The sequence below is a fragment of the Novosphingobium sp. genome (assembly GCF_040079535.1).
Taxonomy (GTDB): domain Bacteria; phylum Pseudomonadota; class Alphaproteobacteria; order Sphingomonadales; family Sphingomonadaceae; genus Novosphingobium.
The window spans coordinates 39505-65214 of the sequence record NZ_JBEBKB010000003.1 but is presented as its reverse complement, the minus strand read 5'-3'; the positions used below and the strand labels follow the sequence as shown (position 1 = coordinate 65214).

Genomic DNA, 25710 nt, shown 5'->3' with positions numbered 1-25710 from the left:
CTAGTCGCGCGCCGGGCCTGCGCGGTTCAATCCTTCTTTCAAAAATTCGTTCCAGGTTGAATCGAGAAACGGAATCCAATCGATGAATTTTGGGCTGTAGCCGGGATTGGCCCGGTAGAGTTCGTTCAGCGCGGCGCGGGCTTCGGCTATCCGGTCCAACCGGACCAGCGCGTTGACCTTGGCAACGTGGCCGTGAACGTATGATCGCCGGGCTGCCAGCGCGGTTTCGGCATAGACCAGGGCGCCGTCCCAATTTTGCTGCATCAGGCTGATGGTCGCCAGTTCACCAGCAATGAAAAACAGATATTGGTCATTGGGGCTGAGCCGCAGCGCGGTGCGCAATTCGGTTTCGGCCTCGGCCAGCTTTAGCCCAAGATAGAGCGCACAGCCCAGCTGCACCCGGGCCATTATCAGGCTGGGATCAAGTTCCACCGCCCGGCGCAGCAGCGCTTCGGCGCGCAGTGGCTGCATCAGCCAGATCTCTGCAATCCCGGCCAGCATGTGCCCGCGTGCGTCCTGATGATCGGCCACGATTGCGCGCTGGGCTTGCTTGCGCACTTCGCCGATCGCCTCTGCATTGGCGCGGGTAACCCACAGGTCCCACAATTTGACCCATGCAGCCTGGGAAATCGCTTCGGCTGCAAAGGGATCGATCGCGCTTGCCCGGTCGGCCAGTTCCGCCGCGCGGACTGCATCTTCACGCGTCATCCGGTGCATGTGCCACTGCGATTGCCAGATTAATCCGGCCTGATCCGATCGATCGGCGGCGATTGCGGCGGCCTGTTCGGCCTGGGCAATCCGCGCCCTGATTGCACTTGCCGCCTCGTCGATGGTCGATGGTGCTTCGGCCGAAAGGCCTGCCAGCGCAAAGCGCCCGCTCCACAGCAGCCGCCCGCCATGCCGCTCGGTCAGGGTCAGCGAAAGCACCGGGGCAGCAGCGCCAGCCGGGCGAACCTGGCCCTTGATCTCAAACCGGGCGGCATCGCTGCCCGGCCCGACCTGCAGCCGCAGCCAGCGGATCCGCGCCAGACGCTCAGCCAGTAGATCGCCGGCCTCATCGGATCCGGCGATCTCCAGCAGCGCCAGCGATGTCAATGAACCGTCCGCCAATGCGGGCTGGCTGCGCGCCGGGGCTGCGGGCGCTGCGGCCATCAACCGGCCGCGTTCCTCGCGCAGCCAGTCTTCAAACCCTTCCTCACCCGGCAGATCGATCCCTTCAAGGAATTCGCCGACAGCTTGGGTGCCAGTCTGGTGCAGATCGATCACCACCAGATCGCGGTTGATCCAGATGCGCTGGTGATCTGCACAAAGCAGCTCCTGGCCATCGCGATTGACCACCTTGCGCAAACTGGAAAGCTCGCGCCGCAGGCTTGCCTGTGCCTGTTCGGCTGGGCGCGATCCCCACAACCGATCTTGCAGCCAGACCCGGGTCCGTTCTGCGCTGGGCGATGCGGCCAGCATGGCCAGCAGCGCCTGTGCGCGCCGGCCCGGAATATCGATCCGCCCGGCAGCACCGGACAGCCGGAACGGGCCAAGCGTCTGCATGGAAAATGGTGCGACCTGCACTGTGTGAACAACCCCTGTTGGAGCGAAGCTTACCGCAAAGTTTTGGGATTTCACTGCTTTTTTTCACGCCACTGCGACGTTCGTTTCACGCTGGCTGGGCGCAGCAGGGGCCAATGCCCCGACATGAACCAAGCCGATCACGCCCTGACCCCCCAGTTTGACCGGATCCTGTCCCGGATCGAGGCTGGGCAGATCGATCAGGGAATAACCCATCTGGCCGGACTGCTTGATGCCGTGCTGATCGATTGCAGCAATCCAGCTGCTGTGCGTCAGAATCTGTTGGCGCATCCACTGGGCGCGGCACTGCGTGAACCGGTCCTGGCCGCATGGTCACAGCGGCTTGGGATCGCCGCAGCGCTTGATGCGCGCAAGGAATTGTCCCGGTCAACCCTGGATCATGCCAACCAGCGCGGAGATCGCAGCCTGTTTCTGGCAGATAGCCTGCCGCGTCCTGGCCCAGGCCAGTTCGATCTGATTTTGGCGGCAGACCTGCCCGATCGGATCACAAGCACCCAGCTTGAGCCAGCGATCAAGGCGGCGGCGGATAGCCTTGCTGCGGGCGGGCGGCTGGTTTTGTCATTCTTTGTTCCCGGCCATCTGGGCTGCGGTTGGCAAACAATCTGGCTGGATCAGCAGATTGAACGCCACGCACCTGCGGCGTTTGGCGCTGCGGCGCGCGCCGCCGGCCTTGAGCCGCGGCTTTTTCATGATGCCAGCGACAGTCTGGTCTGGGCGGAACTGCGCGCGTGCCCGGCGAACGGCAGCGAGGGGGAATGACAATGCGCGAACTGAGCGAGGAAATTCGCGGCATAGCCAAGGGCGATCACGCCGCCTTCACCCGGCTTTATCGTGCTGAAAGCCGGGCCTTGCTGGCGCTTGCCACCGGCATTCTGGCGGGCGATCGCAGCGCGGCCGAAGACGTTGTTGATGCCGCCTTCATCGGGGTCTGGCAGGGGGCAAAACAATATCAGGGGTATGGCGATGCCCAGGCCAAAGGTTGGCTGCGGCGGATCATGCGCAACAAGGCGGTCGATTGGCTGCGCGCCAATGGCCGGTTTGAACTTGGCCTTGAGGACGATCTGGGGGCTTTTGATGCTGATCCGGCGGTCAACCCTGAACAGGCCGCGCAAACCAGCGATGCCTCTACCCGGCTGGCGGCTGCGCTGGCCAGGCTAAGCTTTGAACAGCGCGAGGCCGTGATGCTGTGCTATTTTGAAGATCTGCCGCTGGCGGCAATCGCCGAAATTGCCCGCTGCCCCGAAGGCACTGTCAAAACCCGCCTGTTCCATGCCCGCAAGGCACTGAAATTCGAACTGGCCCCTGCCGAACTGCTTGAGGCGGCCGGCTAGGTCGTCGCTCTTCACCCAAGCCATCCGCCGTTTTGCGACCCTGGAAGACGGATGGTTCCCTGATGGGGTGCGATGGACAAGGCTCCGTTGCACCCCATCCTTTTGCCTGCCTTCGCAGTGCCAGAATAATTTCTGCCGCAATTGAACCATCCCGCCCGCCACGCCGACCTTGGCAGGCCCGGCACAAGCCAGGCGGCTGATGGGTGGGGCATTTTGCATCATCGCCAGGATACAGGAGCACAAGTGATGAGCAGGTTTTACATTTCAGGTATGGCGGCAACTGCCGCTGCCGGGTTGGTTTTCGGGATTATCGGCGTGGCCCAGCCGGCACTGGCCGATGGCTGCGTGCTGGCTAATGGCCAAACCTATTCAGGCCTTGATGCGACTAACGACGGCATAACCATTGCCAATGGAACAGTAATCACCGAACCAACCGCTGTGGCTTGCGGACCAACGGCAGCCACCACTGGCACCAATTCCACCGCGCTTGGCGCTTCATCGGCAGCCGGGCAGGATGGTACGGCTGTGGGTGCCAATGCTTCGGTTACAGGCACCAATTCGGTCGCATTGGGGCAGGGCAGCAGCGATGGCGGCGATAGTAACGTAGTTTCGGTTGGCACGATCACGCTGCAGCGGCGGATCACCAATGTCGCAGCCGGGACCGCCGGGACCGATGCGGTAAACCTGACCCAGATGCTGGCTGCCGTGGCATCGGGCAATCCCTATCTGGCCTTCCAGAGCACCGGCGCAGCCGCGGCGGCAACCGGCACCAATTCGGCCGCAATCGGCGTTGGTGCGGTGGCCAGCGCGCCCAATTCGGTTGCGCTGGGCACCGGTTCGATCGCGAATGCTGCCAACACCGTCTCGGTTGGTTCGGCCGGCAACGAACGCCGCGTGGTCAATGTCGCACCCGGCACGATCAGCGCGGCCAGTACCGATGCAGTCAACGGCGGCCAGCTTTATGCCGTGCAGCAATCGGCAACCATGCTGGCCAATCAGGTCACGCTGAACCAGCGCCAGAACGAAGCCGGGATCGCCGCCGCGATGGCGCTGGGCGGCACGATCATGCCGGCCGATGCCAATTTGGCAATTTCCTTCAACCTTGCAACCTATCGCGGTGAACAGGGCTTTTCGACCGCTGTAACCGCCCGGGCAAGCGATCACGTCTATGTCAGCGCGGGCTTCAGCGGATCAAGCGTCAAGGGCTCAACCGGGGCGCGGGTTGGCATGACGCTGGCCTGGTAATCGCATTGGGAAGACAGGCCGGGATACCGGGATTGCGATCCCGGCGTTCCGGCCCTGTAGTGCGCCCAGGCCCGAACCCGTGCCAAAGTGTTTGACGAATCCCCCGCGATAGTGGCAAGCGCGCCCAATCATCGCACCGCGCTGAGCTGAGCGGGTATAGCATAGTGGTAATGCACCAGCTTCCCATGCTGGCTAGAGGGGTTCGATTCCCCTTACCCGCTCCACTTTCCAACCACCGATATGCAGCACGACGGGTCTTCAGACCAGCTTGGCTTCGTGCCACAGGCCGGTCAGCAGCGCGGTCATTTCGGGTTCATGGTCACAATTGATGAACCAACGCTTCATGCAGCGTTGCCACACTTCGATGGTGGTTGCCGGGTCCAGCTTGCGCAATTGGTCGATCTGGGCATGGGCCTGCGGGGTATTGCCAAGATAGCTATTGGCGATTGCCTGGCCGATCAGAACGCCGGTTGACATCGAATTGTGTTGCCAGGCCGCTTCATACCAATCCAGCGCGGTCTGCCAATTGCGCAGGCGCAGCTGGCCTGCCCCGCGCCAGGTATGCGATGCATAAAGCGTGTGTGATCCTGGCGCAGCGCGCAGCTCATCTTCGAAGTGTCCCGAAGCCGCATCAATCCGGTTAGTCTGGGTCGTCGCCACCCCCGCGGCATAGTGCGCCAGGCCGCAGCTGGGGCTGATCGTGCGTGCGCGCATGGCCAGCCGAAGGGCATCATCGGGGCGGCCAACATAGTTGTAGGCTTCAGCCAAATGGGCCAGCACCACCGCATTATCCGGCTCAAGCACGATGGCCGTATCGATGCTGGCTGTGATCATGCGCACCTCTTGCGGATCATCCGGCACCAGCCACATGTAAACCGTTGCCGCAGCATCGGCCAGCATCGCATGGGCCAGGCCATAGTCAGGCGCGATCTCTACCGCGCGCTGCGCTTCGGTCAGCGCCAGCAGCAATGTCTCACCCGTGATATTGCGGAAAGCAGCGCTGGCCCGGGTCACACATTCCCAGGCGGTCAGATCGTCGGGCTTTTTCAGCAGGCGCGCCATTTCGAGCCGCTCAACCTGGCTGTGAAGGTGGGCCGAAACCTCTACCACCAGATCTTCCTGAAGGTCTGCCAATTCCGAAACCGGGCGTTCGAACCGCTGGGTCCACAGCACGGCACCGCTTTCTGCCTCGACCAGCTGTGCGGTGACGCGCAGCATTTGCCCGGCCCGGCGGACATTGCCCTCCATCACATAGCGCACGCCCAGATCGCGGGCCATGGCGGTCAGATCGGGGATTGCCCCGGTGCGGAACCGGGCCGTGGCCGAACTGGTAATCACCCGCAGGTTCACGCCTTGCGACAGGGCGTCGATGATATCTTCAACCATCCCCAGCGAGAACACCTCGTCTTCGGGCAGGCCCGAACGATTGGCGAACGGCAGCACCGCCAGCGATGGCACTTCGCCATGCTTGCCGCGGCGCGGCCGGGCAGGCGGCGGGGCCGGGGCCAACGCTGAGGTCAGGCTTGGGGTCAGGTTTGGGGCAAGCGGAATTGCGGCATTGTCAGCCGAAGCCGCGCCGGCGGCAACAAAGCGTTGAACATCGGCCAGAAAGGCCTGCCAGACCGGATCGCTATCAGCGCCGCTCCAGTGCGCCAGTTCGGCGGTCTGGGTCAGCTCGAACATGATCGGGCGTTCGCACGGCGCGATCATCGCCGGGACCAGGGTCTTGTTGCGATCGGCCAGGGTTGCTTCGGAACGGACCCAGCGCGAAACCACACTGCGCGGCGACCACAGCACCACAACTGCGCTGGCGCGGCGCAGCGCATTTTCGGTCACCTCATCATAGGCCTCGCCCGATCGCAGCGTGACATCCCACCACACATCCAGTCCGGCGCGCTGGAACGCTTCGGCAAACAAGCGCGCAGTGGCCTGATCCTCGCGGTTATAGGAGAGAAAAATCTGGCTCATCCGCGCGCTCGCCTCAGGCTTTCCACAACACAGAGCCGGGCATGATCGTCATGTCATAGACAAATTCGACGCCCAGCAGGGTTTGCTGCGGCGCTATTCCGAAATCAGTGGCGATCGGTGACGAATCAAGGTGGTGCAGCACCATGTCGAATTCGGTCAGATGCGGCATCGAGTCAAACTTCGTCACATAACCGGGTGCTTGCGCAATCGCCTGATAGCAGGCCCGGGTGCCATCAGCCACATCGCGAAACTGTTTGAGGAACAGCTGCGGGATCCGCCGCTCCAGCACATCGGCCAACAGGTCTTCGCCCAGTTCAAGGCTGGGATACCAGCGCTGGGCATCGCTTTTCATCATCGACCACAGCGCCCTGGCTCCGCCCTCGAATGTCTGGGCCGCCTGGTCCAGCGGGCCCGGCGGACTGGCGGTGGGGGTCAGATCCAGCAGCCGCTGGTATTGCTCTTGGCTGTCCTGGCCAAATGTTTTGGTGGCGAACAGATCGACCGAAAGGCCCGCCGGATTGCCGGGATCGCCGGGGCAGGTGATGTGCCCGGCTTGCTTGAAGTATCCAAAAATCTCGCGGCCCGATGCAATCGCGACCGGATTGTTCAGCACCAGATAGGGCATGACCATGTTGAAATGGGTCGCCACTTTCAGTCCGTCCCGGTCTTCAACTCGCACCGCCGGCAACCAGAATGTCAACTCTCGCTCGCTTGACCAGCCCATCTCGGGCGCGGCGGCAAAGCGGCCCACGCCGATATCGACCACCGTCATCATCATGAACGAGGACAGCGGCAAAACCTGCACCGCGCCGTGGCTGGGCCCATCGAATATGGCTTGACACCAGGCGGTCATCCGGGCCTGATCGGCTTCAACCAGAAAGGCCCACATCCGGGTCTGATTGAGCTCTATTTTGCCGGGGAACGTCGCCGATCCGGAATGCTCGGCAAACCGCGGCAGGGCGCCGGGCACCTGCCGAACCGTGCTGTACCGCGCCGCATCGATCCGTTTGATGCTAACAGGAAATCCCGAAATCGCCCGGCTGGCCAGCATGCCCGAAACCGTGGTTGCTTCAAACGAGCCAAGGTTCTGGCCGTTCTGGATCCAGTCTCCGGTAAGGTAGAGATTGCCATAGCCCGATCCATCGGTGCGCAGCCGCATGCGGGCCGTATCTGCCACGCTCAATGTATAACGCTCGCTTGGATCGATGTTGGCGCGGTTATAGCTGCTGGCCAGGGTTCCGGCTTTTGGCCCATCGGGGCCAAAGCGGTTGGGCCAGAATGTGCTGGCCTGTCCATCAAGATAGTCCTTCGCGCTGGCTTCGATCAGGGCCTGCGCCTGCGCCGGATAGGCCGCATCATCTCTGGCCGGGGGATAGGGCGGGCAAGGCATCGGCCCGCAGGCGATCTGCGCGGCCACTACTCCGCTTGATGCCGGCCATTCTTCGGTGGCCAGAACTTCGGAAATATCGGCCCAGGAATTGAGGTTTGCGGCATCGAACCCGCCGATCATCGCCGGATTGTCCCAGCCCAGCCCGGCCTCATTGGTGGTGGTCCAGGTTTGCAGGCTTTGCGTTGCAACGGTCTGGACCGCATCGATGTAGGTCTGCCAGGCTGGCTTTTGCGCAATCAGTCCGGCGCAGATATCGCGGTGCGCGCCGGGCGGAATAGCCAGAACCAGCAGATCATAATCGGTCCCGGCGGTAATCGTGCGGGGCGGCAATGCATCGGCCCAGCTGGTCCACTTCGATTCCAGATCGGCCCCGCTGGCCTTCAATGCGGCGCCATTCTTGATCTGATCGTAAAGTGGGCGATCAGGCCAGACCATCTGTCCACTGGCAAGCGGATAGAGCGGATTGTAGCTTGCGTCCTTCAACGCAACCTGGCGGCCGATTACGACCGAGCCGATGCTGGTGCCGCTGGCATCGGGAACCAGCGCATCAACCCGGTGGAAGAATTCGAACGAGACCCCGCGCGCCTTCAGCACCTGATAAAGCGGCTCTGCCACCAGATCGCCGGTGGCGGTGTTGAACTTCCAGATTATCGAGCCCTGATAGGTTGCGGTGTTCATCAGGCTGAGGAACATCGTGCCCGCTTCGCAATTGCCCGGGCCCTGCCAATCGCCGCCGGGATAGGCAAAGATCAGATCGTACAGCGCGCGCACCGGTGCTGAATTGGTGGTTAGTGGATCGGCCCCGTGCGCGGCCAGCCACTGCTTGTAATCAAGCTTGTTGACCGCTGCCAGGTTCTTGTCCGGATCAAGCAGCAAGCCATCACGCAGGCCGCCAATCAGGCTGGACATGCCAAAATCGATCATGATCCACAGCCGCCGAAGCGGTGTGCTGCCTTGGACCAGATGGCCAATCGTGCGGCCCACCATCACTCTCAGTTCGTGCAGAAGATCGGCAATTGCACTGTGCTGGGCCGGGCTATGGGTAATCGGATCGGGATCAAGCGCGTTTATCAGTGCCATCACATCGCGCAGCAGGGCCAGCGCGGCATGTTCAATCCCGCGCCCGATCAGGCCCAGCAGCCAGGCGATCGCCTTTTCCCACCACGATGCGCCAGCGGCCGGGCCAGCAGGAAAATGTGCGGCGTGATCGCCTTCAAGCTGGCCCAGGATCCATTCGATGAACTGGACCATCCGGCCAAAGATCGAAGGCGGCTCGTCTATTCCTGGTGTGCCGGGGAATACCGGCAGATCGATCACCCAGGGGATCCACTGGCCGTCCACCTCTTCCATCAGGCTCATCGCCGGAACCTGGGTAAAGCCCTTGCGCCAATCCGCAAACGGCGGTTTTGCAGCCTCGGCATAGAGCGATTGCACCATGGTGAAGGCGTTATCGTATTGCCCCATGAACACGTGCAGCCCGTGTTCCTGAATGCGCTGGTGATAATCGGGATTGCGCCCGGTGGCGCATTTGCCGCCCAGCCGCCAGCCCAGCTGGTAGATCGTTACATCATAGCTGTCTTGCTGTTCGGGGGCGGTCAGATTGAACGCCGTAACCAGTCCAGAAAGCCCGCCACCAAGTATTGCAACCTTGGTCTTGGCCACGCCGATTCTCCCTTGCGCGCCTGATGGATACGACCCCACAGCCGCACGAAACGGCATTTTTGCGCCGGAGTCTACTCCTAAGCCGTGTGATGCGGCCAGATCGGCATGTCCGGGTTGCGCGCAAACAGCGTAAAGGCGGCAAACAGGAACGGAATGCCCATCGCAAAGGGTGAAATCAGGTGGACATCCTCAACCTTGGGATTGCCCAGCCAGGCATCGATAAAGGCCATCGAACCATAGCCCAGCACTGGCAATACCGCGACAACCTTGGACACCCCGCCCGGCCAGGGTTCATGAACCAGCCGCCGTTCCAGCAGGCGATAGGCTAGAAACACCACGAATGCGGTCAGCAACCAGCCGCGATAATTGCTGAGCGGTACGCCAAAATATGACCCCCCATCGGTCCAGACCCAGGCCGGGTGTCCCACCACTTTTTCATCTAGCACCGCCGGCAGGCAATCGATCGTTCCGGTCTGGCAGGTGTGAAAGCTCATGATCGGGTCCATCGTCAGATCCCAGGCGGTCATCACCAGTGCGCTCAGTGCGCAGATCCACAAAATCCACGCCGTTCCGGTCCCTTGCGAAACCGGGTGCCCTTCGGCCAGCAGATTGGTGACGACATAGCTGGGATAAAACATCATGTACCAGGCGAACGGGATCAGCAGCGGGATCAGCCCCAGGATCTTGGGGCCCAACACATCGGTGTAGTAATAGGGCCCAAATATGATCCCGGTGGCTTCGCCGATATATTCGCTGGCAAAAGCAAATGTGGTGCACAGGATCAGCAGCAGCACCGCCCGCCGGTGCCCCAGCATGACCACCGAATGGACGAAACAGAACCCGGCAAAACCTGGTACCAGGATCGACCAGGGCATCCGCTCAATCGGGAAATCGAACCCGCCGGTCGCAATCCCGGCGTAGAATATCCAGCCGATCAGGGCCAATGCCAGAATCCACACCGAATTGGGGATGCGTGCGATCCCCGCACCATTGCCGCTCGTCATAACATCCCCCATCGGCCAGCTTTTTTGCTGCATTGCCCGCCTGCGATCATCCTGCCCCGCAGCCGCAAATGCAAGCGCTCAACCCGTTCGGCGAAATTGTGCCAGTCGTTCAATCGCTTGATCGATAACTTCGGGCTGCTTGGTAAAGCACAGCCGCAAAAATCCGTGCTCTGCCTTTTCGGCATAGAAGGCTGAGACGGGGATCGAAGCTACACCGGCCTGGCGCAGCAGCCGTTCCGCAACCGCTGCGTCATCGGCCGGCAGCCCCGATCCGGCCAGGTCTATGGTGATGAACCAGGTGCCGCTGGCGGGCAACACGGCAAAGCCTGCTGCGGTCAATCCATCTACCAGCCGCGCTTTGGCGGCTTGGTACCGGGCCAGGTGCGCGCTGTGCCAGTGCTGCGGCAAGGCAAAGGCGTCTGCCACCGCCCATTGCAGCGGGGTGGCGGTGGTAAAGGTCAGGAACTGATGCCGTGCCGCGATCTGCGCAGCCAGTGCCGGAGCGGCCACGGCCCAGCCGACTTTCCATCCGGTCATTGAAAAGATTTTGCCAGCCGATCCGATCTTGATCGCGCGTTCGGCCAACGCCGGGATCGCCAGCGGCGAGACATGCGCAGTTCCATCGAACACCATCCCTTCCCACACCTCGTCGCACAGCACCCACAGATCGTGGGCCTGAGCCAAGGTGCCGATCGCTTCGAGCATACTGCGCCCCAACATCGTGCCGACCGGATTGTTGGGCGTGTTGAGCACGATCCCGCGCGTTTCAGGGCCAATTGCCGCCGCCAACGCCGCCAGCGGGAACGCCCAATCGGGCGGGGTCAGGCTGATGAATTTGGCCCGGCCCCCGGCCCATTCGATCAGCGGCAGATAGGCATCGTAAAGCGGCTGGACCAGGATCACCTCGTCCCCCGGGCGGACCAGCGCAAGCAAGCTGGCGGCCAGCGCTTCGGTCCCGCCTGAGGTCACGATCACGCCATCATCGGCGATCTCCAACCCTTGTGTTCGGGCATAGTAATCGCGGATCGCCCCGCGCAATTCGGGCAATCCGCGCATCGGCGGGTATTGATTGGACCGTTCAGCCAGCGCCCGCTGGGCCGCGGCGATCAGTTCAGGTGGCTCTTCCATTTCCGGAAAACCTTGCCCAAGATTGATCGCCCCCAGCTCTCGCGCCAAAGCGGACATGGTTTCGAATACAGTGGTCTTGGGCGCGTTGCTGGCCATGACCCCGCTTTAGCCGCAGTGCTGCGGGGTGGCTAGGTTATGCGTTCATGATCTAGGGCGCTGGCTTGAATGATCGCTGCTCCAGGGCGAAATCTGCGCATGCGCGCGGTTCAAATCAAACCCTAAACCTCCGCATCGGAGCCAAACCAAGGTCATTCCCGGATAGCGCCGGGTGGCCTGGGCCGGGCATTTTGCCGGCTATGCCGCTACCCCTTGCCCTGCTCGCCGCCGCCACATTCACGCTTTGCAGCGATGCGCCGCGGATAAATTGCGTGGTTGATGGCGATACTTTCTGGCTGGGCGGGGAGAAGGTCAGGATCGCGGATATCAATGCGCCTGAAACCCACCAGGCCGGCTGCCTGGCAGAGCGCGAACTGGGCAAACGGGCGACGCTTCGGCTGGCGCAGTTGCTTAACGCGGGGCCATTCGAGCTGGCAGTAAAGGGGCGCAGCACAGACCGTTATGGCCGCGCGCTGCGCGTGATCAAACGCGGCGATCGATCGCTGGGCGCACAATTGGTCAGCGAAGGTCTGGCCGAACCGTGGCGCGGGCGGCGCAGCGATTGGTGCGGCGCGCTTGCCCAGGGCCGCCTGCCCGGCTAGCCCAGCGGCGATGCTGCATCGCCGTCCTGCCCCGCGCCCGGTCCTGCCCGCCCACCGCTGGAGCGGCGAAAGCCGCCTGCGCCGGTTCTGGAATGCACTGCGCTGGTGGCTGGGTGCAGCGCTGCTGGTTGGCGCTATGTGGTATTTTCTTGGCCAGCAGCGGATCGGGCCCGATGCAATCCCCGCCGGACCCAGCGAAGTGATCAAGGGCCCGTTCACGCGTTGCGGCAAGGGCCGCAGCATGGGCTGCGTGATCGATGGCGATACGATCATGATCGGCCAGCGCATGATCCGCGTGATCGGGATCGACGCGCCCGAAGTGCGATCGCCGCGCTGCGCCGATGAAGCCCAAAAGGGTGAGGCGGCATCGATGTATCTGCTGGCACTGCTCAATCAGGGCCCGGTAACTTTGGCCGGCCCAACCCCGGCGGTGCGCGATGAATATGGCCGTGAACTTCGCCACCTGCTGCGCGCGCGCGCGGACGGCACTGTCCAGTCGCTTGCTGATGATATGGTGGCCAGCGGCCTTTCCCGGCCCTATCTTCACGGCTCACGCGGGCCATGGTGCTGATTCGCGGTTGCTCAGGGAGCGGGATAATGTTGCAGATTGAAGGTTGGATCAAACTGGCAAGCGGCGAATTCGAGAAGGTTCGCGAACAGGCGATCGCGATGGTTGCAGCCACCAATGAAGAGCAAGGCTGTCTGCACTATGCCTTTGCGCAAGACATCTCTGATCCCGATCTGATCCGCATTTCCGAACGCTGGGAAAGCCAGGAAGCGCTCGCCGCGCACGGCGCCAGCGCGCATATGGCCACGTTCAACAAGGCGATGGGCAGTGTTCAGCGCGAAGGCGCAGACCTGTGGCTTTATAGCGCCGAGGCCGTGCGCAAACTGATCTAGGGTCCTGACCCTAGATTCCGGCGTACCACTGATAGCCGCGGGCATCTTCCCAGTGCCCGCCGCCGCCGCGATAGAACCCGGCCAGGCTATCGGTAAGTTCGATCCGCATCACGTATTTGGCTTGCTTGTAGCCAAGCTGGCGCTCCACCCTGAGCCGGATCGGAGCGCCGTGGGCTTCGTCCAGCGGCTGGTCGTTCATCCGCCAGGCCAGGATCGTCTGCGGATGGAACGCATCGACCAGATCGATCGATTCGTAATAAGGTGCGCCTTCAAGAATATCGGCGCAGTGAAACACGGCATAGCGCGCCGCTGGCAGCAGGCCGGCGGTTTCCAGCACCTTGCCCAGTTGCGGGCCCTGCCATTTGCCGATCGCGCTCCACCCTTCAACGCAATCGTGCCGGGTGATCTGGCTGCGCTGCGGCATTGATTTGAGCGCGGTAAGTGGCAGTATCAACGGCTGCCTGACCAGGCCATCAACCCTTAGCGCCCAGCCGCCGAATTGCTGGGCCAGCTGCTGGCGATAGGCTGGATCAGCCACCGATATGCTGCCATTGGCCTTGAACACCGGCGACATCTCTGCCTCAGAAAACTCGCGGGCCAGGCTATTGCCCATCAGCAGGCGGTGGGTCCGCAGGTTGAGCCCGGTTGCACCTTTTAACACGCCCTTGAAAGCCTGGCTGTCATTCAGCTGATCGCACCCGCCCAGCAACAGACCGCCGGCCCCGGCCGCACCCAGCCCGAACAATTTACGCCGTGAAACAATCATGCCTGATCCTCCCGGTCTTGCGGCAGGCGGTACCAGCCAGTCAGCATAGAGCGCAGTTCATTGATTGGCCCGGCCAGGATCACCATGGCAATGTGGACCAGGAAAAAGCCGGCCAGCCCGGCTGTGCACAGAAAATGGATCGAACGCGCCGATTGCCGGCCGCCGAACAGATCGATCAACCATGGAAACGCTGCATCAAGCCCGGGCGACATCGTTAGCCCGGTCAGCACCGTCACCGGCAGCATCACGATCAAGACCGATCCATAGGCCAGCTTTTGCAGGATATTATAGCGCAGCGCTGCCGCCCCGGTGGGAAAGCGCAACCGGGCGTGCTGCTTGATATCATGCCACAGATGGGCCGGGGCCAGCTCTGCCAGCCGGGGGGCCAGATCGCGCCGCAGGTGGCCGCGAACCAGGCCCCAGCCAAGATAAAGTACCAGTGCCGTGCCCAGCACCCAGGCAAAGGCGAAATGCCACAACCGGGCATCGGCCAGGCTGTAATGCGATGGGATCGTGATCCACGGCGGAAATGGCACGCCGCCGTTCAGATGGCCAAGATCAAGCCAGGCCTGATCGGGATGGCCTTTGGCATTGGCGCCATAGTGGCCCCAGTACAGCCGGGGGTGGGCGTTGAAGATCATCAGCCCGCTCATCAGCATCACGGTTACCGCAACCAGATTGATCCAGTGCCAGGCCCGCGTAAACAGATGATGCCGCCGCACCAGATCACCGCCCTTTGGATCAGTTGCCTGCATTGCTGATGCCCTCCCGGGGATTGTTTCGCTGGATGTGCCGCAACGGTTACACACATTTTACCGGACAGCGAAAACTATCACATCGGCGCTTGTCACAACTCGCTGCTATGTGCAGGGACTTGAGTATAAAATCCGGAGGAAAGTTTCATGCGGCAGATCGATCATTTCATCCACGGCGGCACCGCTGGTTTGGTCAGCACCCGCAAGGGCGCGGTGATGGATCCCAACAACGGCGGCCAGCAGGCAGAAGTCGTGTTGGGCGGGGCTGATGCGCTGGAACGCGCAGTGGCAGCGGCTTCGGCAGCGCAGCCCGGCTGGGCCGCGATGAACCCTCAGCGCCGGGCGCGGGTGATGTTCAATTTCAAGGCGCTGATCGAACGCGACATGCAGGCCCTGGCCGAGCTGCTTTCCAGCGAACACGGCAAAGTGGTGGCAGATAGCAAGGGCGATATCCAGCGCGGGCTGGAAGTGGTCGAATTTTGCTGCGGGCTGCCGCATGTCCTGAAGGGTGAGATCACGCACGGCGCCGGTCCCGGGATTGACGTCACTTCAATGCGCCAACCGCTGGGGATTGGTGCCGGCATCACCCCGTTCAACTTCCCGGCGATGATCCCGCTGTGGATGGGCGCGATGGCGATTGCAGCGGGCAACGCCTTTATCCTCAAGCCCAGCGAGCGCGATCCTTCGGTGCCGGTGCGGATTGCGGAGATGTGGCTCGAAGCCGGCCTGCCCGACGGGATCTTCCAGGTTGTTCACGGCGATAAGGAAATGGTCGATCTGATCCTTGATCACCCGGCGATTTCGGCGGTCAGCTTCGTTGGCTCAAGCGATATAGCACAGTATGTCTATTCGCGCGGGGTTGCTGCGGGCAAACGCGTGCAGGCGATGGGCGGGGCCAAGAACCACGGGATTGTGATGCCCGATGCCGATCTGGATCAGGTGGTCGGTGATCTGTGCGGCGCAGCGTTTGGTTCTGCGGGCGAACGCTGCATGGCGCTGCCGGTTGTAGTGCCAGTGGGCGAAGACACGGCCGAGCGATTGAAGGCCAAGCTGATTCCGGCGATCGAAGCGCTCAAGGTCGGCATTTCGACCGATCCCGATGCCCAGTATGGCCCGGTCGTCACTGCGATGCACAAGGCCAATATCGAACGCTGGATCCAGACCGCGGTGGACGAAGGCAGCGAACTGGTGATCGATGGCCGCGGCTTCACCATGCAAGGGCATGAGGAAGGCTATTTCCTGGGGCCGACGCTGCTCGATCATGTCACGGCTGACATGACCAGCTATCACAATGAGATTTTCGGCCCTGTCCTGCAAATCGTCCGCGCCACCGATTTCGAACACGCGCTGACTCTTCCCAGCAAGCACCAGTATGGAAACGGCGTGGCGATCTTTACCCGCAATGGGCATGCGGCGCGTGAATTTGCTGCCCGCGTCAATGTCGGCATGGTCGGCATCAACGTGCCAATCCCGGTGCCGGTGGCCTATCACTCGTTTGGCGGCTGGAAGCGTTCTGGCTTTGGCGATACCGATCAGTACGGCATGGAAGGCCTGAAATTCTGGACCAAGGTCAAGAAAATCACCGCCCGCTGGCCCGATGGCGGCGGCGATGGATCAAACGCGTTTATCATCCCGACGATGGGGTGAATGTCGTGAAATTTATGGCTTCATGGCGCGCGGAGATTACGCTCAAATTCGCCCTTTTTGGCCTGATTTTACTATGGATTGCCTCGTTGACGGCACCGGTGGCCCGCGCCTCTACTGAACCCTCCGTGAGCGAAGTGTTCATGGGTCATGACATCTTGCTGATGGGGCCGTTTGGCATTCTGGTTGGTGAATTCGGCTGGTTCGCAAACATTACGTTCGGTTTGCTTTTGCTCACATCATTCTACTCGGCAAGAGTGGAACGGACTGCTGTGCTATCTATCTTTCATTTGCTTTTCGTGGCTAGTGCTCTGGGATGGAATTCCTGGCCGGCCGATGAGGGTGGAGCAAGGTACTACATAATAAACGCCCACTTCTGGGGATATTATTCGTGGTTCGCTTGCGTCTTTGCGATGCCGCTCTTTTCGGTGGCCCATGCGTATTCCAGACGCGATCCTACATTGACAAATGATGAGGCCCAATGACCAAGCGCCGCGTCTCCAGCGGATCACCGCTTGAACCAATCCTTGGCTTCAGCCGCGCTGTGCGCACCGGCAAGCAGATCATGGTTGCGGGCACTGCGCCGATCGAGCCCGATGGATCGAGCACACCTGGCGATGCTGCTGCGCAAATGGAGCGGTGCTGCGCGGTGGTAGCCAAGGCGATTGCCGATCTGGATGGCCACATCGACGATGTGGTGCGGACCGTGATCTACCTGACCGACCGGGCCGATTTCGATAGCGTCGCGCGGGTTCACGGCAAATGGTTTGGCACGGCGCGCCCAGCCTGTACCACCCTGATCGTATCAGGCTTTGTCCGCCCGGAATGGAAAGTGGAAATCGAAGCGGAAGTGATGGAGCCGTGATTGCCCGGCTGCTGTTGATCCTGGCCCTGCTTCTTGGGTCCAGCCCGGCCTTGGCAGACAAACGCATTGCGCTGTCGTTTGATGATGCCCCGCGCAGCCGCGGCGGGTTCTTTACGCCCGATCAAAGAACCCGGCGGATCATCGCGGCGCTGCGCGCTACCCGTGCTCCGCAAGCGGTGTTCTTCGTGGTTCCGGGCCAGATTGGCCACGATGACGGGATTGGCGGTGACCGCAGGATCGCGGCCTATGTCCGGGCCGGCAATGTCATCGCCAACCATTCGTTCAGCCACAAACATCTGAGCGAAATTGGCGCGCTGGCGTTCCTTGACGATATCGACAAGGCAGATGCCTGGCTGCGCCATCGCCCCGGCTTCCGCCCATGGTTCCGCTTTCCTTTCCTTGACGAAGGCGGCGCCGATAAAGCCCGCCGCGATGTTGTGCGCGCGGGCCTCGCCGCGCGGGGCCTGTCCAATGGCTATGTCACCGCCGAAAGTTCGGACTGGCACCTTGAATCCATGGCCGCAGAAGCACGCGCAGCGGGCAAGCCGATGGACATGACGGCGCTGGGGCGGCTCTATGTCAGCTGGCATGTCGAAGCGGCAGACTTTGCCGCTGGGCTGCTCCGCAAAACGACCGGCCGCCAACCGGCGCAAGTGATGCTGCTCCACGAAACCGATCTCGCCGCGCTCTATCTTTCCGATTTGATCCGCGCGCTGCGCAAGGATGGCTGGACGGTTATTTCGGCCGACGAAGCCTATGCCGATCCGCTGCGCGCCGAAATGCCCGATACGCCCTTTGCAAATGGCACCTTGACCGAAGCGCTGGCCTGGCAAAAAGGCCTGCCAAACCCGCGCTGGTATCGCTACAACGACATGAAGCTTGCCCGCGAAGCCTTCAATCGCGACGTGCTTGGAGAGACCGAAGCCAAATGACCGACCAATTTGCCCTGACCGAAGACCAGCTTGCGATCCAGGATATGGCGCGCAAGTTCACTGCGGACCGGATCACGCCCTTCGCGGCCGAATGGGACGCACAATCACACTATCCGGTTGATGTCTGGAAGGCCGCCGGAGAACTGGGTTTCGGCGCGATCTATGTGTCTGAGGAGAACGGCGGGATCGGGCTTGGGCGGCTGGAAGCGGCGCTGATCATGGAGGCGATGGCCTATGGCTGTCCGGCGACCAGCGCCTATATCTCGATCCACAATATGGCGACGTGGATGATCGATACCTATGGTTCGGCCGAGCTGAAGGCGCGGTTTTTGCCGGGGCTGGTTTCGATGGAACAGATCGCCAGCTATTGCCTGACTGAACCTGGCAGCGGATCCGATGCGGCGGCGCTCAAGGCCAGCGCAAGGCTGGATGGTGATCACTATGTGCTGAACGGTACAAAGCAGTTCATTTCGGGCGCGGGCTACAACGATGTGTATGTCTGCATGGTCCGTACATCGGACGACAAGGCCGCCAAAGGCAAATCGGGGGGTATCACCTGTCTGGTGGTTGAGAAAGGCACGCCAGGCCTGTCATTCGGCGCGCCCGAGAAGAAGCTCGGCTGGAACGCCAGCCCGACGGCGCAGGTCATTTTCGAGGACTGCCGGGTGCCGGTGGCCAACCGGGTTGGTGCAGAGGGTGAAGGCTTTCGCTTTGCGATGGCGGGCCTCGATGGCGGGCGGATCAACATCGGCGCCTGTTCGCTTGGCGGGGCGCAGCGCTGCCTGGATGAGGCAGTGAACTATACCAAGGAACGCCAGCAGTTCGGCGTGGCCGTAGCCGAATTCCAGAACACCCAGTTCATGCTGGCCGACATGGCGACCGATCTGGAGGCAGCCCGCGCGCTGCTTTACATGGCGGCCGCAAAGGTCAGCGCCAATGCCCCTGACAAGAGCCGCTTTTCGGCGATGGCCAAGCGGCTGGCGACTGATAACGGATCGAAGATTGTCAACGATGCGCTGCAATTGTTTGGCGGCTATGGCTATCTGAAAGACTATCCGATCGAACGCTTTTGGCGCGATCTGCGCGTGCATTCGATCCTGGAAGGAACCAACCAGGTGATGCGGATGATAGTTGGCCGGGATTTGCTGCGCCAATGACCGATGAAATGATCATCCGCCGCGAAGGCGCCGCCGCTTTCCTTTCGCTCAACCGGCCCGGGGCACTCCATGCGCTGACCCAAGGCATGGATCACGCCATGACCGCAGCACTGCTGAACTGGCGCGATGATCCCGCTGTCCAGGTAGTGATTATCGATCACAGCGAAGGCCGCGGCTTTTGCGCGGGCGGCGATATCGCCTTTCTGCGCAATTCGGCGCTGAACGATGGCGGCGCATCGGGCCGCAAATTCTTCTATGAGGAATACCAGCTCAACCACTTGCTGATGACCTACCCCAAGCCGGTTGTGGCCTTCATTGACGGGATCACCATGGGCGGCGGCGTGGGGATTTCGCAGCCAGCAAGGTTCCGCGTCGCGACCGAAAACACCCGCTTCGCCATGCCCGAAACCGGGATCGGCTTGTTTCCCGATGTCGGCGGGGGCTGGCACCTTTCGCGGCTCTCTGGCCGGATGGGGCAGTTTCTGGCGCTGACCGGGGCGCGGCTGGATGGTGCGGAATGTCTCTGGACCGGGCTTGCCACGCATTACCTCCCGCATGATGCGCTGACCGAGGCCAAGGAGCGGCTGGTGCACGGGCATGATCCGGCGCAGGTCCTCGCCGCGCTGGCAATCACCCCGCCGCCCGCGCGGATTGAGGGCAATGCCGCGTTGATCGCCAGGCATTTCGCTTCGGATCGCTATGAGGATATCCTCGCCAGCCTGGAAGGTGACGACAGCGATTGGGCGGCCAAGGAACTTGCCACATTGCGCACCAAGAGCCCGCAGACCTGCAAGGTCGCGCTGCGGCAATTGCATGACAGCGCGCTGTGCCCCGATTTTGCCGCCAACATGGTGATGGAATATCGCATCGCATCGCGCGTCCTCACGCGGCCCGATTTTGCCGAAGGGGTGCGCGCGGTGATCGTTGACAAGACCATGGATGCAAAGTGGGATCCAGCCACGCCTGAACAAGTGTCAGACGAACTGATCGAGAGCATCTTTGCCCCGCTGCCTGCGGACGAAGAATGGCAGCCCTTGCCATAGGCCCTCTTCACCCTGAACTTGTTTCAGGGTCCATCGTGCCGCAAGGTCGGCGCATGCGCAAAAACCGATGGATTCGGTTTGGTCACGCAAGGCTTCAGGGCCGGACGAGAAATGGACCTTGAAACACGTTCAGGGTGACGAATTTGGAGTTGGTTTGAATGTCCGCTTACGAACACATCCTCACCGAACAGCGCGGCGCCGTAACGCTGATTACGCTCAACCGCCCGCAGGCATTGAACGCACTCAATTCGGCCGTTCTGGAAGAACTGATCACTGCCTTTGCCGCATATGAAGCCGATCCCGGCCAGCGCTGCGCCGTGCTGACTGGTGCAGGCGAAAAGGCCTTTGCTGCAGGTGCCGACATCAAGGAAATGGCCGACAAACCGGCTGCCGATTTCTATGCTCAGGATTTCTTCAGTCGCTGGACCAGCCATCTGGTCAAGACCACCCGCAAGCCGTGGATCGCGGCGGTGAACGGGTTTGCGCTGGGCGGCGGGTGCGAACTGGCGATGATGGCGGACTTCATCATCGCGAGCGAAAACGCCCGGTTCGGCCAGCCCGAAATCAAGCTGGGCGTAGCCCCCGGCATGGGCGGCAGCCAGCGGCTTACGCGCGCGGTGGGCAAGGCAAAGGCGATGGAAATGTGCCTGACCGGGCGGATGATGGGCGCCGAAGAGGCCGAACGTTCAGGCCTCGTCGCGCGCGTAGTGCCGCTTGCCTCACTAGTTGAGGAAGCGCTGAAAACCGCCACAGAGATCGCGGCAATGCCGCCGCTCGCTGCCATTGCCAACAAGGAGATGGTAGGCGCTGCGTTTGAAACCGGGCTTGATCAAGGGATCCTGATCGAACGCCGGATCTTCCAGGTCCTGACCGCGACCGAGGACAAGGCCGAAGGCATGGCTGCATTCATCGAAAAGCGGCCTGGGGTTTGGAAGGGTAAGTGACATGAAAATCGCCTTCATCGGCCTTGGCAACATGGGCGGCGGGATGGCCGCGAATCTGGTCAAGGCAGGGCATGACGTTCATGCCTTTGACCTCAGCGAACAGGCCCTCGCCCGCGCGAAGGACAGCGGCTGTTCCACCTACACCTCGGTGCGCGAAGCGGTGCAAGGTGCCGAAGCGGTCGTCTCGATGCTGCCCAACGGCAAGATCGTCGAGAGCGTCTACACTTCGGATGTGATTGGCCATGCCCCCAGCTCAGCATTGCTGCTCGATTGCTCGACCATCGATGTCGATACCGCTCGCCGGGTTGGCGCGGCGGCTGCGGCAGCGGGCCATGACATGGTCGATGCCCCGGTATCGGGCGGGATCGCCGCAGCGGCTGGCGGCACCTTGACCTTCATGGTCGGCGGCACGGCCGAAGGCTTTGTCCGGGCCGAACCGATCCTGGCTGCGATGGGCAAAGCGGTGATCCACGCCGGGGCCAGTGGCGCGGGCCAAGCGGCCAAGATCTGCAACAACATGATCCTGGGCGCGACGATGATCGCGACGTGTGAGGCTTTTGCCCTGGCCGAAAAGCTGGGGCTGGACTTGCAGACCTTCTATGACATTTCCAGCAAGGCATCGGGCCAATCGTGGTCGATGACTGCGTATTGCCCGGCCCCCGGTGTCGGTCCCGCCAGCCCGGCCGATAATGGCTATCAGGGCGGGTTCGCGGCCGCGCTGATGCTAAAGGATCTCAAGCTGGCAATGGAGGCTGCGGCAAGCGCCGGGGCAAAGGTGCCAATGGGTGCGCGGGCCGAAGAACTCTACGAAGCGTTCAGCGCAGCGGGCAACGGCGGTGTGGACTTTTCAGGCATCATCAAGACGCTTTGAGCGCAGTGTTCGAGCCGGGGGCAAGTCTGGGCGGCCCTTCGACAAGCTGTGGCCAGACGGTTAGTGGGTCTGGGTGACTCAGCCGCAAAGCCATCACCATCATCTGATGCCGTTCATCGCGGTGGCAACCGGGATCGCTTCATTCAGTGTGATGGACGCGCTGATGAAGGGGGCCAGCCTTGAGGTTGGGGCCTATAACGCGATGCTGTGGCGATCGTTGCTGGGGGCCGCAGTGATGGTTCCCCTGTGGAAATTTCTGGGCGGCCGGTGGCCCCGGCGCGATGCGCTGCGGCTTCATGCGCTGCGCGGTCTGAACGGTGCGATCATGGCCACAACGTTTTTCTATGGCCTCAAATTCCTGCCTTTGGCCGAAGCCATGGCAATCAGTTTTATCGCCCCGCTGATCGCGCTCTATCTGGCCGCCGTGCTGCTGGGTGAAAAGATCGGCAATCGAGCAATCTTCGCCTCGGTGCTGGGGCTGGCCGGGGTGGTGGTAATCGCCGGGGCCCGGCTGGGGCAGGGCGGCTATAGCAGCCAGGCCGCCTGGGGGATCGCCGCGATCCTGGGCTCAGCGGTGCTCTATGCCTGGAACCTGATCCTTCAGCGCCAGCAAGCCCAACTGGCCGCACCGACCGAGGTGGCGACCTTCCAGGCGCTGTTCAGCAGCCTGTTTCTGGGCCTGCTGGCACCGTGGCTGGCGGTTCAGCCATCGCAGGAAGTTGTGGGCCTTGTCAGCGGATCGGCGGTGCTGGCAGCGATTTCGCTGATGCTGATTTCGTGGGGCTATGCCCGCGAGGAAACCCAGGTGCTGCTGCCGCTGGAATACAGCGCCTTCATCTGGGCCGCGATCATGGGCTGGCTGATGTTTGATGAAGGGTTGAGCCTGCCCAGCGTAACCGGTGCGGTGCTGATCGTGATCGGCTGCTGGATCGCGGCGAAGCGGCAGCCCGTTCATACCGAACAGACTGCACTTTAGTTCGGTTTTGGCGGCTTGCGCCCCTTGACCTAGCGCAGATTCGCGCGCATCGGCGGCGCCGACAGACGGCCTTGCTGCATCCGCGAAAGGGGCGCGCCCAGGCGCTCCGCTGAACAGTCAAGGCCTCCACCATTCAGGAGGCATATCGCATGACCCAGGTCGGACAGGACTCACTCGGCACACGCTCCACGCTCAATGTCGGCGGCACGGAATTTGCCTATTATTCACTGAACAAGGCTGCGGCCAAGCTGGGCGATATCAGCCGCCTGCCGTTCAGCATGAAGGTCCTGCTTGAAAACCTGCTGCGCTTTGAAGACGGCGGCTTTACCGTATCAACCGACCATGTGAAGGCGGTGATCGATTGGCAAAAGAACCCCACGGAATCGGCCGAGGAGATTCAGTATCGCCCAGCCCGCGTGCTGCTGCAGGATTTCACCGGGGTGCCGTGCGTGGTCGATCTGGCGGCAATGCGCGATGCAATTGCCAAATTGGGCGGCGATACCAGCCGGATCAATCCGCTGGTTCCGGTCAATCTGGTGATCGACCATTCGGTGATGGTTGACGAATTCGGTCATCCCAAAGCTTTCGAAGAAAACGTTGAGATCGAATACCACCGCAACATGGAGCGTTACGACTTCCTCAAGTGGGGTTCCAAGTCGCTCAACAATTTTTATGCCGTGCCGCCGGGAACCGGGATCTGCCATCAGGTCAATCTGGAAAACATCGCGCAGACGGTCTGGACATCGAAGGATCAATCGGGCGTAATGGTCGCCTATCCGGATACCTGCGTTGGCACCGATAGCCACACCACCATGATCAACGGCTTGGGCGTGCTGGGCTGGGGCGTTGGCGGGATTGAGGCTGAGGCCGCGATGCTGGGCCAGCCGGTTTCGATGCTGATCCCCGAAGTGGTTGGCTTCAAGCTGACCGGGAGCTTGCGCGAAGGCGTGACCGCAACCGATCTGGTGCTGACCGCCACCAACCTGCTGCGCGCGCACGGCGTGGTGGGCCGGTTTGTTGAATATTACGGCCCCGGCCTTGCATCATTGAGCCTGGCTGACCGGGCCACGCTGGCCAACATGGCGCCTGAATACGGCGCAACCTGCGGCTTCTTCGGGATCGACGACAAGACGATTGACTATCTGCGGCTGACCGGGCGCGAGGAAAGCCAGATTGCGCTGGTTGAAGCCTATGCCAAGGAGCAAGGCTTCTGGATCGACGCCGCCGCGCCCGATCCGATCTTCTCCAGCGCGCTTGAACTCGACATGGGCAGTGTCGTGCCCTCGCTCGCCGGGCCGAAGCGCCCGCAGGACCGGGTCTCGCTGCCCGACGTCGACGATGTCTTCGCACGCGACATGGCCGAAACCTACAAGCGCGCCACCATCAGGGTGCCGGTCGAAGGCAAGGACTTCGATATCGGCGACGGCGACGTGATGATCGCGGCAATCACCAGCTGCACCAACACCAGCAATCCCGGCGTGCTGGTCGCGGCCGGACTGGTTGCCAAAAAGGCCGATGAGCTGGGGCTGAAGCCCAAGCCTTGGGTCAAGACCAGTCTTGCGCCGGGATCGCAGGTCGTCACCGATTATCTGGTCAAGGCCGGGCTGCAAAGCCATCTCGACAATATCGGCTTCAATCTGGTTGGCTATGGCTGCACCACCTGCATCGGCAATTCCGGCCCGCTGGCCGAACCGATCAGCAAGGCGATTAACGACAATGGCCTGGTTGCCGCCGCCGTCATCTCGGGCAACCGCAACTTCGAAGGCCGCGTTTCGCCCGATGTGCGCGCCAACTTCCTTGCCAGCCCGCCGCTGGTGGTGGCCTATGCCTTGAAGGGAACCGTGATCGATGATTTCGTCACCACCCCGATCGGCCAGGGCTCGGGCGGTCAGGACGTGTTCCTGAAGGACATCTGGCCCAGCAATCTGGAAGTCGCCGAAACCATGGCGGCCTGCGTAACCCGCGACATGTTCCAGGCCCGCTATGCCGATGTCTACAAGGGTGATGCCCATTGGCAGGCGATCAATGTCACTGGCAGCGAAACCTATCAGTGGCGCGCGGGCAGCACCTATGTTGCCAATCCGCCCTATTTCGATGGCATGACCATGCAGCCGGCCCCGGTGAACGATATCATCGATGCCAAGCCGCTGCTGGTATTGGGCGATTCGATCACCACCGATCACATCAGCCCAGCCGGCAATATCAAGGCCGATAGCCCGGCCGGCCAGTGGCTGATGGAGCATCAGGTCAACAAGGCCGATTTCAACAGCTATGGCGCGCGGCGCGGCCATCATGATGTGATGATGCGCGGGACCTTTGCCAACATCCGGATCAAGAACGAAATGGTTCCCGGGATCGAAGGCGGGATGAGCAAGTACAACGGTGAGGTTATGCCGGTGTACGATGCCGCAATGCGCCACAAGGCCGATGGCACGCCGATGGTGGTTGTGGCGGGCAAGGAATACGGCACCGGATCAAGCCGCGATTGGGCGGCCAAGGGCACCAGCCTGCTGGGCGTGCGCGCGGTGATCGTCGAAAGCTTTGAACGGATCCACCGCAGCAATCTGGTTGGGATGGGCGTGCTGCCGTTGCAGTTCAAGGATGGTGATAGCCGCACTTCACTGGGGCTTGATGGCCTCTGCACCTACACCATCACCGGCGTTGCCAGCCTGACCCCGCGTCAGGATGTGACGGTGGCGGTTACCCGCGGCGATGGCAGCCAGTTCAGTTTCACCGCGCTGTGCCGGATCGATACCGCCAACGAGGTAGAATACTTCATGCACGGCGGGATCCTGCACTACGTGCTGCGCAAGCTGGCTTCTTGAAGCGAAGGCGTTGTGATGGGCG

Annotated in this window: 23 protein-coding genes and 1 tRNA gene; 17 read left to right on the top strand and 7 right to left on the bottom strand. The window is 61.9% G+C overall.

The window, feature by feature from the left end; genetic code table 11:
• The gene (locus ABL914_RS01940; RefSeq protein ID WP_391561464.1) at positions 1–1566 is read right to left on the bottom strand and encodes a hypothetical protein; all 1566 of its coding nucleotides are present in this window, start codon (positions 1564–1566) and stop codon (positions 1–3) included.
• A gap of 123 nt (positions 1567–1689) precedes the next feature.
• Here ABL914_RS01940 and ABL914_RS01935 point away from each other — a divergent pair, with 123 nt between their 5' ends.
• The 4 genes from ABL914_RS01935 to ABL914_RS01920 all read left to right on the top strand — a co-directional run bounded on the left by ABL914_RS01935 (position 1690) and on the right by ABL914_RS01920 (position 4384).
• A complete protein-coding gene (locus ABL914_RS01935) occupies positions 1690–2343 on the top strand; it encodes a hypothetical protein (RefSeq protein WP_391561463.1) in 654 nt (217 codons plus the stop codon).
• A gap of 2 nt (positions 2344–2345) precedes the next feature.
• Positions 2346–2915 carry an RNA polymerase sigma factor gene (locus ABL914_RS01930; RefSeq protein WP_391561462.1) on the top strand — a complete coding sequence of 190 codons (570 nt, stop codon included), beginning with the start codon at positions 2346–2348 and terminating at the stop codon, positions 2913–2915.
• Positions 2916–3161: 246 nt separating this feature from the next.
• A complete protein-coding gene (locus tag ABL914_RS01925; protein ID WP_391561461.1) occupies positions 3162–4160 on the top strand; it encodes a YadA family autotransporter adhesin in 999 nt (332 codons plus the stop codon).
• A gap of 150 nt (positions 4161–4310) precedes the next feature.
• Positions 4311–4384: transfer RNA gene (locus tag ABL914_RS01920), tRNA-Gly, on the top strand.
• A gap of 34 nt (positions 4385–4418) precedes the next feature.
• On the opposite strand, the gene ABL914_RS01915 is transcribed toward ABL914_RS01920, so the two are convergent.
• From ABL914_RS01915 to ABL914_RS01900, 4 genes are all read right to left on the bottom strand, one after another.
• The gene (locus ABL914_RS01915) at positions 4419–6128 is read right to left on the bottom strand and encodes a TIR domain-containing protein (protein WP_391561460.1); all 1710 of its coding nucleotides are present in this window, start codon (positions 6126–6128) and stop codon (positions 4419–4421) included.
• 13 nt (positions 6129–6141) lie between these two features.
• Complete coding sequence (locus tag ABL914_RS01910) at positions 6142–9180, bottom strand: NAD(P)-binding protein (protein ID WP_391561459.1); 3039 nt, start codon at positions 9178–9180, stop codon at positions 6142–6144.
• Between the two features lie 77 nt (positions 9181–9257).
• Positions 9258–10217: a carotenoid biosynthesis protein gene (locus ABL914_RS01905; protein WP_391561458.1), complete on the bottom strand. Its 960-nt coding sequence runs from the start codon at positions 10215–10217 to the stop codon at positions 9258–9260.
• Positions 10218–10262: 45 nt separating this feature from the next.
• The gene (locus tag ABL914_RS01900) at positions 10263–11408 is read right to left on the bottom strand and encodes an aminotransferase class I/II-fold pyridoxal phosphate-dependent enzyme (RefSeq protein ID WP_391561457.1); all 1146 of its coding nucleotides are present in this window, start codon (positions 11406–11408) and stop codon (positions 10263–10265) included.
• A 200-nt stretch (positions 11409–11608) separates the two neighbouring features.
• Between ABL914_RS01900 and ABL914_RS01895 the strand changes: the two genes are divergently transcribed.
• From ABL914_RS01895 to ABL914_RS01885, 3 genes are read left to right on the top strand one after another with little or no spacing between them, the layout of a single operon-like run.
• Positions 11609–12010: a thermonuclease family protein gene (locus tag ABL914_RS01895; RefSeq protein ID WP_391561456.1), complete on the top strand. Its 402-nt coding sequence runs from the start codon at positions 11609–11611 to the stop codon at positions 12008–12010.
• 10 nt (positions 12011–12020) lie between these two features.
• Positions 12021–12581: a thermonuclease family protein gene (locus ABL914_RS01890; protein ID WP_391561455.1), complete on the top strand. Its 561-nt coding sequence runs from the start codon at positions 12021–12023 to the stop codon at positions 12579–12581.
• Between the two features lie 26 nt (positions 12582–12607).
• Complete coding sequence (locus ABL914_RS01885) at positions 12608–12910, top strand: putative quinol monooxygenase (RefSeq protein ID WP_391561454.1); 303 nt, start codon at positions 12608–12610, stop codon at positions 12908–12910.
• 10 nt (positions 12911–12920) lie between these two features.
• Here the strand turns inward: ABL914_RS01885 and ABL914_RS01880 are convergent, their stop codons facing one another.
• Both ABL914_RS01880 and ABL914_RS01875 read right to left on the bottom strand, forming a co-directional pair.
• The gene (locus ABL914_RS01880; protein ID WP_391561453.1) at positions 12921–13676 is read right to left on the bottom strand and encodes a molybdopterin-dependent oxidoreductase; all 756 of its coding nucleotides are present in this window, start codon (positions 13674–13676) and stop codon (positions 12921–12923) included.
• Positions 13673–14431, bottom strand: coding sequence for a cytochrome b/b6 domain-containing protein (locus ABL914_RS01875; RefSeq protein WP_391561452.1), 759 nt, complete (start codon positions 14429–14431; stop codon positions 13673–13675). The genes ABL914_RS01880 and ABL914_RS01875 overlap by 4 nt, the downstream gene beginning before the upstream one ends.
• A 147-nt stretch (positions 14432–14578) precedes the next feature.
• Between ABL914_RS01875 and ABL914_RS01870 the strand changes: the two genes are divergently transcribed.
• The 10 genes from ABL914_RS01870 to acnA all read left to right on the top strand — a co-directional run bounded on the left by ABL914_RS01870 (position 14579) and on the right by acnA (position 25688).
• On the top strand, positions 14579–16078 hold the full coding sequence (locus ABL914_RS01870) for a CoA-acylating methylmalonate-semialdehyde dehydrogenase (protein ID WP_391561451.1): 1500 nt from the start codon (positions 14579–14581) through the stop codon (positions 16076–16078).
• A gap of 5 nt (positions 16079–16083) precedes the next feature.
• Positions 16084–16560, top strand: a complete 477-nt coding sequence (locus ABL914_RS01865) for a hypothetical protein (RefSeq protein ID WP_391561450.1) — start codon at positions 16084–16086, stop codon at positions 16558–16560.
• Positions 16557–16940: a RidA family protein gene (locus ABL914_RS01860; RefSeq protein WP_391561449.1), complete on the top strand. Its 384-nt coding sequence runs from the start codon at positions 16557–16559 to the stop codon at positions 16938–16940. The genes ABL914_RS01865 and ABL914_RS01860 overlap by 4 nt, the downstream gene beginning before the upstream one ends.
• The gene (locus ABL914_RS01855) at positions 16937–17872 is read left to right on the top strand and encodes a polysaccharide deacetylase family protein (RefSeq protein WP_391561448.1); all 936 of its coding nucleotides are present in this window, start codon (positions 16937–16939) and stop codon (positions 17870–17872) included. Before ABL914_RS01860 ends, ABL914_RS01855 begins: the two co-directional genes overlap by 4 nt.
• A complete protein-coding gene (locus tag ABL914_RS01850; RefSeq protein WP_391561447.1) occupies positions 17869–19029 on the top strand; it encodes an acyl-CoA dehydrogenase family protein in 1161 nt (386 codons plus the stop codon). The genes ABL914_RS01855 and ABL914_RS01850 overlap by 4 nt, the downstream gene beginning before the upstream one ends.
• The gene (locus tag ABL914_RS01845) at positions 19026–20072 is read left to right on the top strand and encodes an enoyl-CoA hydratase/isomerase family protein (RefSeq protein WP_391561446.1); all 1047 of its coding nucleotides are present in this window, start codon (positions 19026–19028) and stop codon (positions 20070–20072) included. Before ABL914_RS01850 ends, ABL914_RS01845 begins: the two co-directional genes overlap by 4 nt.
• Before the next feature lie 158 nt (positions 20073–20230).
• Positions 20231–21016 (top strand): enoyl-CoA hydratase-related protein, encoded by a 786-nt coding sequence (locus ABL914_RS01840; RefSeq protein ID WP_391561445.1) that lies wholly within the window; start codon positions 20231–20233, stop codon positions 21014–21016.
• Position 21017: 1 nt separating this feature from the next.
• On the top strand, positions 21018–21887 hold the full coding sequence (mmsB, locus tag ABL914_RS01835; RefSeq protein ID WP_391561444.1) for a 3-hydroxyisobutyrate dehydrogenase: 870 nt from the start codon (positions 21018–21020) through the stop codon (positions 21885–21887).
• Positions 21888–21960: 73 nt separating this feature from the next.
• Positions 21961–22863: a DMT family transporter gene (locus ABL914_RS01830; RefSeq protein ID WP_391561443.1), complete on the top strand. Its 903-nt coding sequence runs from the start codon at positions 21961–21963 to the stop codon at positions 22861–22863.
• Between the two features lie 149 nt (positions 22864–23012).
• Positions 23013–25688, top strand: coding sequence for an aconitate hydratase AcnA (gene acnA, locus ABL914_RS01825; protein ID WP_391561442.1), 2676 nt, complete (start codon positions 23013–23015; stop codon positions 25686–25688).
• The last annotated feature ends 22 nt before the right edge of the window (positions 25689–25710 follow it).

What these genes read in the sequence shown, in the direction of transcription:
- ABL914_RS01875 (WP_391561452.1), bottom strand. Translation starts at nt 14,431, where the DNA reads ATGCAGGCAACTGATCCAAAGGGCGGTGATCTGGTGCGGCGGCATCAT.
- ABL914_RS01840 (WP_391561445.1), top strand. Translation starts at nt 20,231, where the DNA reads ATGTCCGCTTACGAACACATCCTCACCGAACAGCGCGGCGCCGTAACG.
- ABL914_RS01860 (WP_391561449.1), top strand. Translation starts at nt 16,557, where the DNA reads ATGACCAAGCGCCGCGTCTCCAGCGGATCACCGCTTGAACCAATCCTT.
- ABL914_RS01890 (WP_391561455.1), top strand. Translation starts at nt 12,021, where the DNA reads ATGCTGCATCGCCGTCCTGCCCCGCGCCCGGTCCTGCCCGCCCACCGC.
- ABL914_RS01905 (WP_391561458.1), bottom strand. Translation starts at nt 10,217, where the DNA reads ATGCAGCAAAAAAGCTGGCCGATGGGGGATGTTATGACGAGCGGCAAT.
- ABL914_RS01925 (WP_391561461.1), top strand. Translation starts at nt 3,162, where the DNA reads ATGAGCAGGTTTTACATTTCAGGTATGGCGGCAACTGCCGCTGCCGGG.
- ABL914_RS01850 (WP_391561447.1), top strand. Translation starts at nt 17,869, where the DNA reads ATGACCGACCAATTTGCCCTGACCGAAGACCAGCTTGCGATCCAGGAT.
- ABL914_RS01915 (WP_391561460.1), bottom strand. Translation starts at nt 6,128, where the DNA reads ATGAGCCAGATTTTTCTCTCCTATAACCGCGAGGATCAGGCCACTGCG.
- ABL914_RS01845 (WP_391561446.1), top strand. Translation starts at nt 19,026, where the DNA reads ATGACCGATGAAATGATCATCCGCCGCGAAGGCGCCGCCGCTTTCCTT.
- ABL914_RS01900 (WP_391561457.1), bottom strand. Translation starts at nt 11,408, where the DNA reads ATGGCCAGCAACGCGCCCAAGACCACTGTATTCGAAACCATGTCCGCT.
- ABL914_RS01895 (WP_391561456.1), top strand. Translation starts at nt 11,609, where the DNA reads ATGCCGCTACCCCTTGCCCTGCTCGCCGCCGCCACATTCACGCTTTGC.
- ABL914_RS01930 (WP_391561462.1), top strand. Translation starts at nt 2,346, where the DNA reads ATGCGCGAACTGAGCGAGGAAATTCGCGGCATAGCCAAGGGCGATCAC.
- ABL914_RS01880 (WP_391561453.1), bottom strand. Translation starts at nt 13,676, where the DNA reads ATGATTGTTTCACGGCGTAAATTGTTCGGGCTGGGTGCGGCCGGGGCC.
- acnA (WP_391561442.1), top strand. Translation starts at nt 23,013, where the DNA reads ATGACCCAGGTCGGACAGGACTCACTCGGCACACGCTCCACGCTCAAT.
- ABL914_RS01885 (WP_391561454.1), top strand. Translation starts at nt 12,608, where the DNA reads ATGTTGCAGATTGAAGGTTGGATCAAACTGGCAAGCGGCGAATTCGAG.
- ABL914_RS01935 (WP_391561463.1), top strand. Translation starts at nt 1,690, where the DNA reads ATGAACCAAGCCGATCACGCCCTGACCCCCCAGTTTGACCGGATCCTG.
- ABL914_RS01870 (WP_391561451.1), top strand. Translation starts at nt 14,579, where the DNA reads ATGCGGCAGATCGATCATTTCATCCACGGCGGCACCGCTGGTTTGGTC.
- mmsB (WP_391561444.1), top strand. Translation starts at nt 21,018, where the DNA reads ATGAAAATCGCCTTCATCGGCCTTGGCAACATGGGCGGCGGGATGGCC.